At 72.6% G+C, this 15,728-nt stretch carries 14 protein-coding genes; 11 read left to right on the top strand and 3 right to left on the bottom strand.

Features of this window, described 5'->3' with window-relative positions:
• Nucleotides 1-34: 34 nt before the first annotated feature.
• The 11 genes from MED01_RS06755 to MED01_RS06705 all read left to right on the top strand — a co-directional run bounded on the left by MED01_RS06755 (nt 35) and on the right by MED01_RS06705 (nt 13,465).
• Nucleotides 35-1,669 (top strand): ABC-F family ATP-binding cassette domain-containing protein, encoded by a 1,635-nt coding sequence (locus tag MED01_RS06755; protein WP_238667637.1) that lies wholly within the window; start codon nt 35-37, stop codon nt 1,667-1,669.
• A gap of 169 nt (nt 1,670-1,838) precedes the next feature.
• Nucleotides 1,839-2,933 carry a LacI family DNA-binding transcriptional regulator gene (locus tag MED01_RS06750; RefSeq protein ID WP_238667636.1) on the top strand — a complete coding sequence of 365 codons (1,095 nt, stop codon included), beginning with the start codon at nt 1,839-1,841 and terminating at the stop codon, nt 2,931-2,933.
• Complete coding sequence (locus MED01_RS06745) at nt 2,930-3,865, top strand: carbohydrate ABC transporter permease (protein WP_238667635.1); 936 nt, start codon at nt 2,930-2,932, stop codon at nt 3,863-3,865. Before MED01_RS06750 ends, MED01_RS06745 begins: the two co-directional genes overlap by 4 nt.
• A gap of 1 nt (nt 3,866) precedes the next feature.
• Nucleotides 3,867-4,706, top strand: coding sequence for a carbohydrate ABC transporter permease (locus MED01_RS06740; RefSeq protein ID WP_238667634.1), 840 nt, complete (start codon nt 3,867-3,869; stop codon nt 4,704-4,706).
• Between the two features lie 39 nt (nt 4,707-4,745).
• Nucleotides 4,746-6,038: an ABC transporter substrate-binding protein gene (locus MED01_RS06735; protein WP_238667633.1), complete on the top strand. Its 1,293-nt coding sequence runs from the start codon at nt 4,746-4,748 to the stop codon at nt 6,036-6,038.
• A gap of 4 nt (nt 6,039-6,042) precedes the next feature.
• A complete protein-coding gene (locus tag MED01_RS06730; protein WP_238667632.1) occupies nt 6,043-7,212 on the top strand; it encodes an ADP-ribosylglycohydrolase family protein in 1,170 nt (389 codons plus the stop codon).
• Nucleotides 7,209-8,570, top strand: a complete 1,362-nt coding sequence (locus MED01_RS06725; protein WP_238667631.1) for an ADP-ribosylglycohydrolase family protein — start codon at nt 7,209-7,211, stop codon at nt 8,568-8,570. The genes MED01_RS06730 and MED01_RS06725 overlap by 4 nt, the downstream gene beginning before the upstream one ends.
• On the top strand, nt 8,567-9,505 hold the full coding sequence (locus MED01_RS06720; RefSeq protein ID WP_238667630.1) for a ribokinase: 939 nt from the start codon (nt 8,567-8,569) through the stop codon (nt 9,503-9,505). Before MED01_RS06725 ends, MED01_RS06720 begins: the two co-directional genes overlap by 4 nt.
• Complete coding sequence (locus MED01_RS36020; protein WP_238667629.1) at nt 9,502-11,460, top strand: SUMF1/EgtB/PvdO family nonheme iron enzyme; 1,959 nt, start codon at nt 9,502-9,504, stop codon at nt 11,458-11,460. Before MED01_RS06720 ends, MED01_RS36020 begins: the two co-directional genes overlap by 4 nt.
• Entirely contained in the window at nt 11,457-12,644 is a 1,188-nt protein-coding gene (locus MED01_RS06710) for a CaiB/BaiF CoA transferase family protein (protein WP_238667628.1), read from the top strand. The genes MED01_RS36020 and MED01_RS06710 overlap by 4 nt, the downstream gene beginning before the upstream one ends.
• A complete protein-coding gene (locus MED01_RS06705) occupies nt 12,644-13,465 on the top strand; it encodes an HpcH/HpaI aldolase/citrate lyase family protein (RefSeq protein WP_238667627.1) in 822 nt (273 codons plus the stop codon). Before MED01_RS06710 ends, MED01_RS06705 begins: the two co-directional genes overlap by 1 nt.
• 160 nt (nt 13,466-13,625) lie before the next feature.
• On the opposite strand, the gene MED01_RS06700 is transcribed toward MED01_RS06705, so the two are convergent.
• The 3 genes from MED01_RS06700 to MED01_RS06690 form a co-directional block, all read right to left on the bottom strand.
• The gene (locus tag MED01_RS06700) at nt 13,626-14,219 is read right to left on the bottom strand and encodes a DUF305 domain-containing protein (RefSeq protein WP_238667626.1); all 594 of its coding nucleotides are present in this window, start codon (nt 14,217-14,219) and stop codon (nt 13,626-13,628) included.
• A 70-nt stretch (nt 14,220-14,289) separates the two neighbouring features.
• A complete protein-coding gene (locus MED01_RS06695; protein WP_238667625.1) occupies nt 14,290-15,204 on the bottom strand; it encodes a DUF1996 domain-containing protein in 915 nt (304 codons plus the stop codon).
• A 246-nt stretch (nt 15,205-15,450) separates the two neighbouring features.
• A partial coding sequence (locus MED01_RS06690; RefSeq protein WP_238667624.1) for a C39 family peptidase occupies nt 15,451-15,728 on the bottom strand: 278 nt, incomplete at its 5' end.

Here is a 15,728-nt window from a genome sequence, read left to right as displayed (position 1 = left end):
GTGCGCCCCGGATCGTCCTTCTCCGAGGTCCCCCATGTCTGTTCGACCTGCTCTCATCGCCCATGACCTCGTGCGGGTCCGCGGCGACCGCCGGGTGCTCGACGGCCTCTCCCTGACCGCCGCACCCGGCCACCGGATCGGCCTGATCGGTGAGAACGGCACCGGCAAGACGACGCTGCTGCGGATCCTGGCCGGCGTCGACGTACCCGACTCCGGCACCGTGACCCGCCCGCCGGACGTCGGCTTCCTGCACCAGGAGCTGCCCTTCCATCCCTCCACCACCATCGCCGCGGTCCTCGACGACGCGCTGTGCGAGGCCCGTGCCGACCTCGCCGAACTGGACCGGATCGGCGTCGCGCTCACCGACTCGCCGGAGGGCACCGAGCAGCACCACGGGCTGCTGGCTGCCTACGGCGAGGTTCTGGAACGGGCACAGGACCGCGACGCCTGGGACGCCGACCGGCGTGCCCGGACGGTCCTCGACGGCCTCGGCCTCGGCGGTCTGCCCCACGACCGGACGTTGGGCGCGCTCTCCGGCGGGCAACGCGGCCGGCTCGCCCTGGCGGCGGTGCTGATCCGCCGGCCGAGTGCGCTGCTGCTCGACGAGCCCACCAACCACCTCGACGACGCGGCGGCGGCGTTCTGCGAGGACCAGCTCCGCGCCATGCCGGGGGTGGTCGTGGTGGCCAGTCACGACCGGGCGTTCCTGGACGCGGTCTGCACCGATCTCATCGACCTGGACCCGGCGGTCGACGGGCCGGTCCGTTTCGGCGGTGGCTACACCGCGTACCTGACGGCGAAGCGCGCCGAGGCGCAACGGTGGCGTCGGCGCTACGACGACGAGCAGGCGCTCCTCGCCGACCTGCGCGAGGCCGCCGCCGTGACCGGGCACCAGGTCGCCCACGGCCGCGGCCCGCGCGACAGCGAGAAGATGGGGTACGGCCACACCGCCGGCCGCGTTCAGAACCAGATCTCCCGTCGCGTCCGCGACGCCGTCCGTCGACTGGAGACGATCGAGCGCGACCCCGTTCCGGTGCCGCCGGATCCGTTGCGCTTCCACGCGTCGGCGCTCGCCGTCGGGGACAGTGACGGGGTCATCGTCACTGTGGACCGGCTGGAGGTTCCCGGCCGACTGCGGGTGGCGCACCTGGAGATCAGGTCCCGCGACCGGCTGTTGGTGACCGGCCCCAACGGCACGGGCAAGTCGACCCTGCTCGCCGTGCTCGCCGGCCACCTGACCGGTGCCGGAGCGCTCTGGCGGCGACCGGAGCTGCGGGTCGGCCTGCTCGCCCAGGACACCGTCTTCGCTGATGCGCGGCGCACGGCCAGGCAGGTCTTCGACGCGGCCGTCGGCGTGGAGCGGGCCGCTGTCGTACCGCTGTCGTCTCTCGGGCTGCTCGCCCCGGCGGACCTCGACCGCCCGGTGGCCGACCTGTCGGTGGGACAGCGCCGACGGCTCGCCCTGGCGGTGCTCGTCGCCGATCCGCCGGAGCTGCTCCTGCTCGACGAGCCCACCAACCACCTGTCGCCGACGCTGAGCGACGAACTGGAGGACGCCCTGGGCACCGGCCCGGGTGCCATCGTGGTGGCCAGCCACGACCGCAGACTCCGCTCCCGCTGGCCATCCCGACACCTCCCCCTACCCCCACCCCTCTGCTCTGACGGTTGATCATGAAGTTATTGCCCTCCGCGGCGGCGTGTCGCGGCAATAACTTCATGATCAACGGGGTGGGGGTGGGGTGGTTGGAAACGTTTTCGTAACGGGGGGTTGACCTCTCTGGCGCTTGCGGAGCAGACTCCCCGGAAACGTTTACAGCTATCGGGTGGAGGTGCCGGACGTGGGTCGTAAACGTTTACAGGAACCGGCGGACGGTCGGCCCACGGTGCACACCGTCGCCGCCCGCGCCGGCGTCTCCATCGCGTCCGCCTCGCGGGTGCTCAACGGCGTCGGCGGCAGCCCCGAGACGATCCGCAAGGTTCGCGAGGCGGCGGCCGAGGTCGGCTACGTGCCCAACGCGATCGCCCGGTCGTTGCAGTCCCAGCGCACCGGTCTCGTCGCGCTCGCCGTGGAGGACATCGGCAACCCGGTCTACGTGGAGATGATGCGGGCCATCGAGGCAGTTGTCGCGTCCTCCGGGCGGCAACTGCTGGTGCACGCCACCGGTGGGCGGATCGACAACGAGACCGCCCTGCTGCGTCGGCTGGCCAACCGCTACGTGGACGGCATGATCGTCTCGCCGATCCGGGTCACCGACGACCACCTCACCGCGCTGGTGGACAGTCCGGTGCCCGTGGTGGTCGTCGGCCAGCTCGGCGCGGACGCCCCGATCGACAACGTGCGTACCGACTCACGGCACGGTGTGGCGCTGGCCGTGGACCATCTCGTCGCCACCGGCCGACGGCGGATCGGCTTCGTCAACGGCCCGCTCGACACCGTCCCCGGCGCCGCCCGCGACGCCGGATTCCGGGCCGCCCTGGCCGGACACGGCATTCCGCTCGACGCCGCGCTCATCGAGGTCGGCGACTTCCAGTACGCCGCCGGCCGCGCCGCCACCGAGCGGCTGCTCGCCCGCGCCGACCCGGACGCCCTGGTCTGCGCCAATGACCTCATCGCGGTTGGCGCGCTGCACGCCCTGCTGGTCGCCGGTCGTCGGGTGCCGCAGGACGTGGCACTGGTCGGCATGGACGACACCGAACTGGCCCGGATGATGTTTCCCCAGCTCTCCAGCGTCTCGCTCGGCTCGGCCGAGCGTGGTCGCCGAGCCGCCGAACTGCTCCTGCAACGCATTGCCGACGCCACACTGCCGCCGCGACGCGAGCAGGTGCCGCCGAACCTCGTCGTCCGCGCGTCCAGCGCGGCGACGGTGCCGGCCCCTCGACCCGCCGCCGGCCCACCGACCACCCACCCGTCCAGCGAAGGGGTGACCGCATGACCACCCTGGCCGAGCGGCCGGACGTCGAGCGGGCCGACCCGGCCCGCCGGCGCAACCGGTTCCGCTCCGACCGCACCACCATCTATCTTCTGTTGCTGCCGTCGCTGCTGCCGATCGTGGTGCTGTCGGTGTTCCCGCTGCTGCGCGGCATCTACCTCGGCTTCACCGACGCCCGCGCCGGGCGCAACGTCGAGGTCAGCTTCACCGGCCTGGCCAACTACCGGGAACTCCTCGGCGACGAGCTGTTCTGGAACTCGTTCAAGATCGGCCTGCTCTGGGCGGTCGGGGTGACGGTGTTGCAGTTCCTGCTCGCCCTCGGGCTGGCGCTGCTGCTCAACCAGCAACTGCGGTTCCGAGGTGTGGCGCGGGTGCTGGCCGTCGTGCCGTGGGCGATGCCGCCCGTCGTGGTCGGCATCCTGTGGAAGCTCGTCTACCACCCCGACGCCGGCCTGATCAACGAGTTCTTCCACCGAATCGGCGCTGACGGACTGCGGACGAACTGGCTGGGCGACTTCAGCACCGCCCTGCCCGCGGTGATCATCGTCGGGGTCTGGGCGGGCATGCCGCAGACCACAGTCGTCCTGCTCGCCGGCCTGCAGGGCGTGGGTCGCGAGCTGCACGAGGCGGCGGCGGTGGACGGGGCGAGTACCTGGCACCGGTTCCGGCACGTCACGCTGCCCGCGCTGGCGCCGGTGATCGTGGCGATCACCTCGCTGGACTTCATCTGGAACTTCAACTCGTTCGGCCTGGTCTACGTGCTCACCGCCGGTGGACCGGGCGGCAAGACGATGCTGCCGATGCTCTTCGCGTACGAGGAGGCGTTCCGCTACGGCAACTACGGCTACGCGGCGGCGCTCGGCAACGTCATGGTCGTGATCATCATCGCGCTGCTCGCTGTCTATCTCCGTCGCCGGCTCAGGGAGGCGAACTGACATGTTCGGAAAACCGAGCCGCACGAGCCGGACGCTTCAGTACCTGGCGCTCGCCGGCTACCTGATCTTCCTCGGGTTCCCGCTGGTCTGGCTGCTCTCCACGGCGTTCAAACCGCCGCGCGAGCTGGTACGCCTGCACCCGACGTTGATCCCGGACAACCCGACACTGCAGAACTTCGTGCAGGCGTTCACCGAACAGGAACTGGGTCGGGCGGCGCTCAACAGCCTCCAGGTCTCCCTCGCCTCGGCGGTGCTGACAGTGCTGGTCGCCATGCCGGCGTCGTACGCCCTCGCCCGGTTCCGCTCCAAGCTCGGCACCGCCGCGCTGGGCTGGGTGCTGTTGTCCCAGCTCTTCCCGTTCGTGCTGCTGATCATCCCGATCTTCCTGGTGCTGCGGCAGGTCGGCCTGGCCAACACGCACGCCGGGCTGGTGCTGATCTACGTGGTCTGGGCGCTGCCGTTCGCGCTGTGGATGTTGCAGGGCTTCGTCCGCAACATCCCGAGGGAGCTGGAGGAGGCTGCCTCGGTCGACGGCGCCACCCGGGTGCAGGTCCTGCGGCGGGTGGTCTTTCCGTTGCTCGCCCCGGGTCTGGTCGCTACCGCGCTGTTCTCCTTCATCTCGGCCTGGAACGAGTTCTTCTTCGCACTGGTGCTGATCAAGACCCCGGAGTTGGCCACCCTGCCGGTGGCGCTGGCCCGGTTCGTCGGCATCGAGGGCACCGCCCGGCTGGGACCCCTGGCCGCCGGCTCACTGCTGGCCACACTGCCCAGCCTGATCTTCTTCGCGTTCATGCAGCGCCGGCTCTCGTCCGGGTCGCTCGCGGGCGCGGTCAAGGGCTGACCCGTCCCCCCAACCACCACCACCAAGGAGGTAACCCCCATGCTCCGTACCCGATTCCGTCGACTCGCGGCGGGCGCCGCGGTCGCGGTCATCGGCCTCGGCGCGCTCACCGCGTGCGGTGCCGGCGGCGACGACGAGGCCACCTCCGGCCCGGCCAAGCTGCGCTTCCTCAGCCTCGCCTGGCAGAAGGAGTCGTTGCAGGTAAACAAGGATCTGGTCGCCAAGTGGAACGCCGAGCACCCGGACATCCAGGTCGAGTACGTCCAGGGTGACTGGAACTCGGTGCACGACCAGCTGCTCACCTCGTTCGAGGGCGGCGACGCGCCGGACATCGTGCACTACGAGGCGTCCTCGATTGGCGAGTTCAGCAAGCAGGGCTACCTGGCCGACCTCTCCGACCTGGTCTCCGACGACCTGAAGGGCCAGATCGACAAGGGCATCTGGGACACCACCACCGTCGACGGCAAGGTCACCGGTGTGCCGTTCCTGCTGGAGTCGCAGGTCGTCATCGCCAACAAGAAGTTGCTCGACGCCGCCGGTGTCGCGGTGCCGCCGGCCGACGGCGGCTGGACCTGGGACGAGTTCCAGGCCAACGCGCAGAAGCTCACCAAGCCCGGCCAGTACGGCGCGGCCTGGGCGCTGAAGTCGCCGACCAACCGGGTGCTGAACCTGGCGCTCAACTACGACGGCAAATTCTTCTACGGCGACGGTGGCCGCACCGAGGTCAAGGTCGGCGACGCGGAGAAGGAGATCCCGAAGCGGATCCACGACATGCTCTACACCGCCAAGTCCGCCTCCCCGGAGGCGCTCGGCATGAGCGGCGCGGACACCCTGCCCGGCTTCTTCGGCGGCAAGTACGTGATGCTGCCCGGCTCGGTGTCGCTGCGCCAGCAGATGGTCGAGCAGGCGCCGGCCGGCTTCGAGTGGGTCACACTGCCCCCGATCAAGGGGCTCTCCAGCAAGCAGGCCGCCAACCCGCAGACGCTGTCCATCTCCGAGGACAGCAAGCACAAGAAGCAGGCCGCGCAGTTCCTGGAGTACTTCCTGAACCCGACCAACATGGCGGCCCTGGCCAAGGGCGACTGGTTGGTGCCGACCGGCAAGCAGGCCAACGAGGAACTGGTCAAGCTCACCGCCGGCAAGCAGGGCTGGGACGTCGCCGCGGACAGCGCCACGGACCTGACCGTCGCCCCGTTCCAGCAGGCCGACGGCTACCCGGAGTGGAAGACCAAGTACGCCACGCCGGCCCTCCAGCAGTACTTCGCCAACAAGATCACCCTCGATCAGCTCGGCACGCAGCTGGTCGACGGTGGCAAGCAGGTTCTGAGGTAACGACATGTCACTCTTGCTCGACACATCGGTCGGTTGCCTGGTCGGCGCCGCGGTCGGAGACGCCCTGGGTGGCGCCACCGAGACGGCGCTGCCCGAGCAGATCCGCACCCGCTTCGGCGGCTGGGTCGAGGGCATCGTGCCCCCGTACCACGCCGACTGGGCCACCGCGCGGCCCCTCGCGCCGTACCACAAGGGCGACGGGCACATCACCGACGACACGTTGATGACCCACGCCCTGGTCCGCGCGTACGCGGCCAAACGGGACCACCTCGACGCGTACGACGTGGTGGAGCTGCTGGTTCCCGACCTGATCGAGCGGGTGGTGTACATCCCCGACCTGGAGCGCGACGGGGTGACCTTCCACCGGCTCGCAGCCGCCGAGCGGTGGCTGGTCACCCGACTGCACCACGCCCACGCGGACCCGCGCGAGGCCGGGGTCGGCAACATCGTCAACTGTGGCGCGGCCATGTACATGGCCCCGGTCGGCATCGTCAACGCCGGCGACCCGGCCGGGGCGTACGCCGAGGCGGTGGAGATCGCCGGCGCGCACCAGCACAGCTACGGTCGGGAGGCCGCCGCCGTGTTCGCGGCAGCGGTCGCGGCGGCCGCGACGCCCGGCGCGGGTGTCGAGGACGTCGTCGTGGCGGCGCTGGACCTGGCCCGCGACGGCACCCGCGCGGCCATCGACGCGGTGGTCAAGGAGGCCCGCGGCCACCACGACTGGAAGCAGGCCATCCCGGCGCTGCGGGCCGCCGTCGCCCCCTACGACACGGTGGGGGAGGAGTACCGCAGCCCCGGCCTCGGCGCGCGGCGGCCCAGCCGGCTGCACGCCATCGAGGAGCTGCCGGTGGCTCTCGGCATGCTCGTGGTGGCCGGCGGCGACTTCCGGGCCGCGGTGCTCGGCTCGGTCAACTATGGCCGGGACGCCGACTCCACAGCCACCATGGCCGCCGCCATCGCCGGGGCGCTCGGTGGCGCCGACGCGGTGCCGGCGGAGTGGTCCGACGTTGTCGCCACCGCCTCCAGGACCGACCTTGTGGAGCCGGCCCGGGTCCTCGCGACGGTGGCCGGCGAGGTGTTCGAGCGCGACCAGGCCCGGTTCGCCCGCCGGGCGGAGCGGTTCGCCGGGCTGGCCGCCGGTGACACCCGGGGGGTTGGGGGCGAGACCCGGTGAGGATCACCTGGGTTCAGCCGGAGGACCTGCTGCCGCACGAGCTGGCGGCCAGCCGTGACGAGGGACGCGACGTCGCCGCGATCGCCCAGCGGTGGACGGCGGCCGGCGGGGACCTGACCCCACCGGTCAGCGGGGCGTCGGTGACCCCGGCATCGCCGCAGCTGCGGACCCTCGCCACGGAGCTGCTGGACGCCGCCGACGCGTTGCCCGCCCTCGACAGCGCCGACGAGGCCGACGACCTGGCCACGCTGCGCGCCGGATGGCCGACCAACTGGTCGCTGCCGACCGAGGCCGCGTACGACCGGCTGCACGGCGGGTGGCTCGGCCGGGCGGTCGGCTGCCTGCTCGGCAAGCCGGTGGAGAAGATTCCCCGCGAGGGCATCCGGGAGATCCTCACCGCGACCGACCGGTGGCCGCTGCGCCACTGGTTCACAGCGAAGGGACTCCCGGCCGACGTGGCCGCCCGCTGGCCGTGGAACCGGCGCAGCGCGCCGACCAGCCTCGCCGAGAACATCGACGGGATGCCCGAGGACGACGACCTGAACTACGCGTTGCTGGCCCTGCGCGTGCTGGAGACGCACGGTCGGGGCTTCACCAGCGCCGACGTGGCGCAGGCGTGGCTGGACTGGCTGCCCGGCGGGCGGGTCTTCACCGCCGAGCGGGTGGCCTACCGCAACCTGCTGCTCGGGTACCCGCCGCCGCAGAGCGCCCGCCGGCACAACCCGTTCCGGGAGTGGATCGGCGCGCAGATCCGCACCGACGTGTACGGCTGGGTCAACCCCGGCCGACCGGACCGCGCCGCCGAGTTGGCGGTGCGGGACGCGACGGTCAGCCATGTCCGGGGTGGGGTGCACGGCGCGCTCTGGGCGGCGGCGCTGGCCGCCGCCGCCCCGGTGGCCGACACGGTGGACGAGGTGCTGGACGCCGCCGAGGCGGTGCTGCCGCCGGGAAGCCGGTTCGCCGCCACGGTCCGGGAGGCGCGTGAGCTCGGCGCGGGGACCGACGACTGGGAACGCGTTGTCGACGAGCTGTACGCACGACACGGCCACCTGCACTGGGTGCACGTCCGCAACAACGCCGCGCTGGTGGCCGCCGCCCTCGCGTACGGGCGGGGGGACCTGGAACGGTCGATCACCGCCGTGGTCAGCGGCGGCTGGGACACCGACTCGACCGGCGCGACTGTCGGCGCGGTGACCGGAGCGCTGACCGGTGCGTCCGGGCTGCCGCAGCGTTGGGTGGCCCCGCTACGCAATCGGCTGGCCAGCAGTATCGCCGGCTTCGACGGGATCGGCTTCGACGAGCTGGCCGAGCGGACCCTCGCCCTGGCGCAGCCGGCGACGGAAGGGAGCGTGGCATGAGCGCGCGGGTGGCGGTGGTGGGCAGCAGCAACCTGGACCTGGTGGTCACGGCGTCGCGGCTGCCCCACCCCGGTGAGACGGTGCTCGGCGAGAACTTCCGGACCGTACCCGGCGGCAAGGGCGCCAACCAGGCCGTCGCCGCCGCCCGGGCCGGAGCGGCCTGCGACTTCGTGGGCGCGGTCGGCGACGACGAGTTCGGTACCCGGATGCGGGCGAGTCTCGTCGACGCCGGGGTGGACGTCAGTGGTCTGCGGACCGCCGCGGGCCCCTCCGGCGTCGCGTTGATCGCCGTCGACCGGGACGCGGAGAACTTCATCCTGGTAGCGCCCGGCGCCAACGGCACGCTGACCGAGCTGGACGCGGACGACCGGGCGACGATCGCGGCGGCAGACGTGCTGCTGCTGCAACTGGAGGTGCCGCTGACCGCCGTGCTCCAGGCGGCGCACTGGGCCCGGGCCGACGGCACCACAGTGGTGCTGAACGCAGCACCCGCCGCCGCGCTGCCCACCGCACTGCTCGACCTCGTCGACGTGCTGGTGGTCAACGAGCATGAGGCGGCGGTCGTCGCCGAGGTCGCCTCCGACGACCCACCGGTGCTGCTCGACGCCCTGCTGAAGCTTGTGCCCCGGGTGGTGCTCACCCTCGGCGCGCGCGGTGCCGCGTACGCCGATCGACACGGCCTGCGTCTCGCGGTCCCGGCGCCGCAGATCGACGCGGTGGACACCACCGCCGCCGGTGACGCGTTCACCGGCGCGCTCGCCGTGGGCTGGGCCGAACGCGGCGGCGCCAGCAGCGAGGACACCGTCACAGCCAGCCTGCGCTGGGCCTGCGCCGCCGGCGCGGCCTGCGCCCAGCGGCCCGGGGCGTCCACCGCCCTGCCCGCCCGGCCGGCCATCGACGCCCTCTACGACGCGACCTACCGAGGTGCACAGTGAGCTTCAACCCGTACGTCCCACGCCCGATCGACAGGCCGACCGAGGTGCCGTTGGGCGGGCACGCCGACCTGAGCACCCTGGACGAGGCGAAGATCTTCGCCGCCCCCGCCGACCCGGCCGACTGGCCGGCCTGGCGGGAGCAGATCGCCCGGTGGCGGGTCGACGCCCGGGACCGGATCGGTTACGTCGGCGAGCACTACGACGAGATCGCCGGTGACTGCTTCAGCGTCTGCCTGGCCTGGCTCTGGGACGAGACGCTCTACGACCACGAACGCGGCGTCTTCACCGTCGACGAGTTCCTCGACGCGGCCGGGCGGGACTTCGGCGGCTTCGACGGGGTGGTGCTCTGGCACGCGTACCCGGTGATCGGCCTCGACGACCGCAACCAGTTCGACTGGTACCGGGACGTGCCGGAGTTGCCCGATGTGGTGCGCGCGTTCCAGCAGCGTGGGGTGCGGGTCTTTGTCGACTACAACCCGTGGGACACCGGCACCCGGCGCGAGCCGGGCAGCGACGCCGACGAGGTCGCCACGCTGGCCGGCAAGCTCGGCGTCGACGGGGTCTTCCTGGACACCCTCAAGGAGGGCGCCGGGGAGTTGCGCGCCGCGCTGGACGCGGTGCGCCCCGGCATGGTCCTGGAGGGCGAGAGCCGGGTGCCGCTGGCCCGCATCGCCGACCACGCGATGTCCTGGGCGCAGTGGTTCGCCGACTCCGAGGTGCCCGGCGTGCTGCGGGCGAAGTGGTTCGAGCGACGGCACGTGCTGCACCACACCCGGCGCTGGCACCGCGACCACCTCGACGAGCTGCACTCCGCCTGGCTCAACGGCGTCGGCGTGCTGGTCTGGGAGAGCGTCTTCGGCGTCTGGGTCGGCTGGAACGAGCGGGACCGCGCTGTGCTGCGGGCGATGCGCCGGGTGCAGGCCAGCCACGCGGCGTGGTTGCGCGCCGAGGACTGGGTGCCGCTCGCCGACCATCCCGGCGACGGCCAGGTGTACGCGTCCCGCTGGACGCACGACGACGAGCCGCTGTGGACCGTGGTGAACCGGGGCGCGGACCACGACGGCCCGTGGCTGGTCACCGACCCGGACGTCGACCGGCACTTCGTCGACCTGGTCACCGGTGCCGAGTTGACAGTCACCGAGACCGCCGACGGTCGACTGGCGGTGGGCGGCCCGCTCCCGGCCGGCGCGATCGCGGCCGTGGCGCGCGGAGTCGCCTCCGCTCACCGGCACGAGCCGCCGACCGGCGACAAGTCCTTCCCGGCCCGGGCCGCGGTGCGCGTCCGTACGCCGTGGGCACCCCGACCGCAGGTGCCGCCGGGCCTGGTCGCCGTCGAGAGCGGCCGGTACGACCTGGTCGTCCGGCACCGGGTACGGGAGACCGGGCTGTACGGCGAGGCGCCCTACGTCGACGAGTGGAAGCCCCTGCCGCCCCGGCTGCACCACCCCGGCACGCTGCGGCGCAGTGTGCGCCTCGGCCGGTTCGCCATCGCCGTGCACGAGGTCACCCACGGCGAGTACGCCGAGTTCCTGCGCGCCACCGGCTACGGTCCGGTGCGTCCGGAGCGGTTCACCGCCGGCTCCGGCCCGGCCGACGCCCCGGTGAGCGGGGTCGAGCTGGCCGACGCGCGGGCGTACGCGGCGTGGGCCGGGTTGCGTCTGCCCACCGAGGACGAGTGGCAGGTCGCCGCCGAGGCGGGGCTGCTCGTGCGGCGGGAACCACTGGTGTGGAACCTGACCGAGAGCGAGCACTCCGACGGTCGTACCCGCTTCGCCATTCTGAAGGGCGGCGCCCAGTACCGGGCGGAGGGCTCCGACTGGTATTTCGACGGCGGCCCGCAACCGGCGGACGTGTCGGTGAAGCTGTTGCTCACCGGCGCCGGTCTGGCCCGTTCCGAGCAGGTCGGCTTCCGCTGTGCGGCCGACCTGTCGGAGGCGACGGAGGCGACCCGGTGACCGCGCCACTGGACGGCGTCACCGTCGTTGACCTGGCCACCCTCTTCGCCGGGCCGCTCGCTGCGGCGTTCCTCGGTGACTTCGGCGCCGACGTGATCAAGGTGGAGCATCCGGCCAAGCCGGACCCGTCGCGGGGGCACGGCCCGGCCCGCGACGGCGTCGGGCTCTGGTGGAAGGTGCTCGGCCGCAACAAGCGCACAGTCACCCTCAACCTGTCCGACCCGGACGGCGCGGCGTTGCTGCGCCGGCTGCTCGCCGAGGCCGACGTGCTGGTGGAGAACTTCCGGCCCGGAACCCTGGAGCGGTGGGGGCTCGGCCCGGCCGAGCTGCACGCCGTCAACCCCCGGCTGGTGATCACCCGGATCAGTGGGTTCGGGCAGGTCGGCCCGTACGCCCGCCGGCCCGGATTCGGCACCCTCGCCGAGGCGATGAGCGGGTTCGCGGCGGCCACCGGGGAACCGGACGGGCCACCCACACTGCCCCCGTTCGGGCTGGCCGACTCGGTGAGCGCGCTCGCCGCCGCGTACGCCGTGATGCTCGCCCTGCGGGCCCGCGACGTCACCGGCACCGGGCAGGTCGTCGACCTCGCCATCATCGAGCCGATCATGGCGATGCTCGGGCCGCAGATCACCTGGTACGACCAACTCGGCTACGTCCAGCCCCGGCTGGGCAACCGGTCCAACAACAACGCCCCGCGCAACACCTACCGCTGTGCCGACGGGCGCTGGGTGGCGGTCTCCACCAGCGCGCAGAGCATCGCCGAGCGGGTGCTGCGGCTGGTCGGCCGCGGTGAGCTGGTCGACGAGCCGTGGTTCGCCACCGGCAGCGGCCGGGCCGCCCACGCCGACGAGTTGGACGCGGCGGTGAGCGCCTGGGTGGCGCAACGGGACCGCGACGAGGTGGTGGCCGCGTGCGAGGAGGCACAGGCCGCCGTCGCGCCCGTCTACGACGTGCGCGACATCCTCACCGACCCGCAGTACGCCGCGCTGGGCACCGTGCGCACAGTTCCCGACGAGGAGTTGGGCGAGGTACGGATGCAGAACGTGCCGTTCCGCCTCGCCGAGACGCCCGGCGAGATCCGGCACGCCGGCCGACGACACGGCCAGGACACCGACGCGGTCTTCGGCGCGCTCGGCCTGACCGCCGAGGAGCTGGCCGCGCTGCGCGAGCGGGGAGTGCTCTGATGCTGTTGAGCTGGCTCTACGTGCCCGGCGACCGCCCCGACCGGTTCGCCAAGGCGGTCGCCTCCGGTGCCGACGCGGTCATCCTCGACCTGGAGGACGCAGTGGTCGCCGGACGCAAGGCGTACGCCCGGGACGCGGTCGCCGAGTTCCTCGCCGAGACGCACCCGGTGCCCGTGCAGGTCCGGGTCAACGAGCTGACCGGCCCGGACCTCGACGCCGACCTGGCGGCGGTTGCCGGCCGACCCGGGTTGGCCGGGCTCCGACTGCCGAAGGTCGAGTCGGCCGCGACGCTGGCGGCCCTCGCCGAGCGGGTCGACGTGCCAGTGCACCCGCTGATCGAGTCGGCGGCCGGACTGGAGGCCGCGTACCCGATCGCCGCTGCCCACCCGGCGGTGGCCTCGATCGGGCTCGGCGAGGCCGACCTGCGCTCCGATCTGGGGGTGAGCGACGACGACGGGTTGCTCTGGGCGCGCGGCCGGGTGGTGGTCGCGGCCCGCGCGGCCGGTCTGGCCCCGCCGGCCATGTCGGTGTACGCCGACGTCGTCGACCTCGCCGGTCTGGCCGCCTCCTGCGCGGCGGGCCGACGGCTCGGCTTCCTCGGCCGTGCGGCGATCCACCCGCGCCAGCTCCCGGTGATCGTCGACGCGTTCCGGCCGGCCGACCGGGAGGTTGCCCGCGCCGCCGAGCTGCTGGCCGCCGTGGCGGACGCGCACCAGCGCGATTCGGGGACCGTGATGCTGCCCGACGGCCGGTTCGCCGACCGGGCGATGGTCGCCGCCGCCCGGCGCGTCGTGGACCTCGCCGCCCGCTACGCCGCCTGAGCCTCGCCGGCCGCTCTCCCAGGTCGCCGGTGTGGTGGATGGCCGGGCGGGGCAGCAGCACCCGGCGGATCGAATCCCGCCACTAACCGGTTGCTGTCCCGTCCGGCCGAGCTGGCCGCGCTGCTCGACGAGATCGTCACCGCTCGCTGAGCGCGCACGGCTAGCCGGGGTCGAGACGATCGAGTCGTGCGAGGTCGGTGGTGCCGGACCGGACCACGGCCGCCGCGAGCGCCACTGTCCCCGGCTGGACTCCGCTCTGCTGCTCAGCGGTGGCGACCCGGACCGACTGCGCGAGATGCGCCCGTAGGTGCCCGGCGAGCAGGCGGTGAAACGACTGCCCGCTGGCCGCCCGCAGCGCTGTCATCTCCGGCGCCGTGACCATGCCCGGCATGTCGTGCCCCTCGTGCGGATTCGTCGTCGGGGCGGCAGCCTCGGCCAGCAGCCGGCGGGCCCGCTCCAGGTCGGCGCGCCGGGTGGTGGCCACCTGGGTGGCCGTCCGCCGCCAGGCCGGGTCGGTGGTCCGCGCCGGCACCAGATCGAGAACGGGCAGCAGGCGTTCGGTCATCGCCACAGTCAGTTGCAGCCAGGCGATGTCGGTGGGGTTGAACGCCGTACCAGTGGGCGTCGGCGCGGTCGTCGCGGGTGGCGCGGTCACGGGTGGTGTGGCGGTGCTGGCCGCGTCCCGTTGCCCGGCGCCACAGCCGGCGACGAGCAGCACGCCGATGAGCACCGTGAACGCCGTGGGCTGGCGCACCCGACCTCCCTTCCCAACCAGGGCGGCGGGCCCGGGTGACCGGACCCGCCGCGTGGTGTGGAGCTGTCGCTCAGATCGGTCGGCCGTCGTGACCGCACTTGATGACGGGACGGATGCAGTCCTGGACCCGGCGGGCCAGCTCGGCCACCGGCCACGCGTTGAAGAAGTCGCCGTGCATCGTGTAGCCCGGCCCGGAGGCCAGCCGGAACCGTGACGGGTCACCGGTGACCGGGTACCGCAGCACCTGCCGCAACTTGGGCACGTGCACCGGGTGGGTGCTCGGGCAGGCCTGGTTCACCGGGTACGCCAGGTGGCTCTTGTGGTCCGGTGAGTCGAGATCACGGCCGTTCCAGCACTGCGGGAAGTCCAGGTACGACTCCAGCATCGTGCCGGACGGGCAGTTGACGAAGTCCTTCGACGGCGGCACGTGCCCGGCGTGCAGGCAGGACCAGCGGGCGATGCTGTCGTTCGGCCCGGTGGCCTTCGCGTTGCCGGCGACGAGCCGCAGCCCCTGCGGGAACGGCTGGGTGTTCGCGACGACGTCGGCGCGTACGCCCTCACCCAGGTAGTAGAACGTGGCGATCGCCGGCTCCACCGCGACGTTGTCCCGGTACAGGGTCGGCACCCAGTAGGACGAGACGTCCACCCGCGGGTCGCAGGTGGTGGGGGAGTTGACCAGGTCCGGGAGGGTGGTCTTGGCGTTCGTCACGGTGCTGCCGAAGAAGCTGTGCATGTGCGACGCCCCGGGCAGCCCGGGGAAGACGATCGGGTCGTCCGGCAGCCGGTGGCTGTAGGTGCAGTCGGCGGGGAACTCGGCGACCCGGATGGCGTTGGCGCCGAAGTCAGCGCCGGCTCGGCCGGCGGCGGCGTCGGCCCGGTCGGTGGCGGAGACCAGGTACGTGCCGAGTAGCACCAGCAGGGCGCCGATCGCCGTGGCGAGGCGCAGTCGGCGGGGGATGCCGGAGAGGGGTGCGGCCCTGTCCATCGTGACTCCTGTCGGGGACGGGTCAGGGACAGCTCCGGCGCCGCCGCCGAAGGCATCGGAGTTGTGCCTGGCCAGACTGGGTGGTGGCCGGTTGAGGCCGGTGCGAGAGAGCGCTCTCACTGCTCCCCAGCCTCATGCTGAAGTCGACAATTGTCAATACGTGCCGCAGTTGGTGGAAAAGTCGCCGAAGGGCCGGGCCCCGTGGTGGGGGTCCGGCCCTTCGGCGTGTGTGCGTGTGTGTGGGTGTCAGCTGGTGGCGTAGCCGCGGGTGGCGATCCAGTCGGCGAGGTGTTCGACGCTGATCTGGTAGGCGGCTTGGTTGGGGTCGGCGGAGTCGGCGATGGTGACGGTGGTGCCGTTGTCGTGGTAGCCGACGACGCTGATGTAGTGCCCGCCCTCGTAGGAGTGGCTCACGCCGTTGGTGTCGGTGCTGGTGCCGGCGATGTTCGCGACCACGGCCCTACCGTCGTCAACGGTCTTGACGATGTAGGCGCGCAGCGTGTCGGTCTGCTTGGCGTCAGCGT

This window comes from Micromonospora alfalfae, assembly GCF_022230925.1.
Classification (GTDB): Bacteria; Actinomycetota; Actinomycetes; order Mycobacteriales; family Micromonosporaceae; genus Micromonospora; species Micromonospora alfalfae.
The sequence above is the reverse complement of the archived record's forward strand: the minus strand, read 5'-3'. Positions and strand labels throughout refer to the sequence as shown.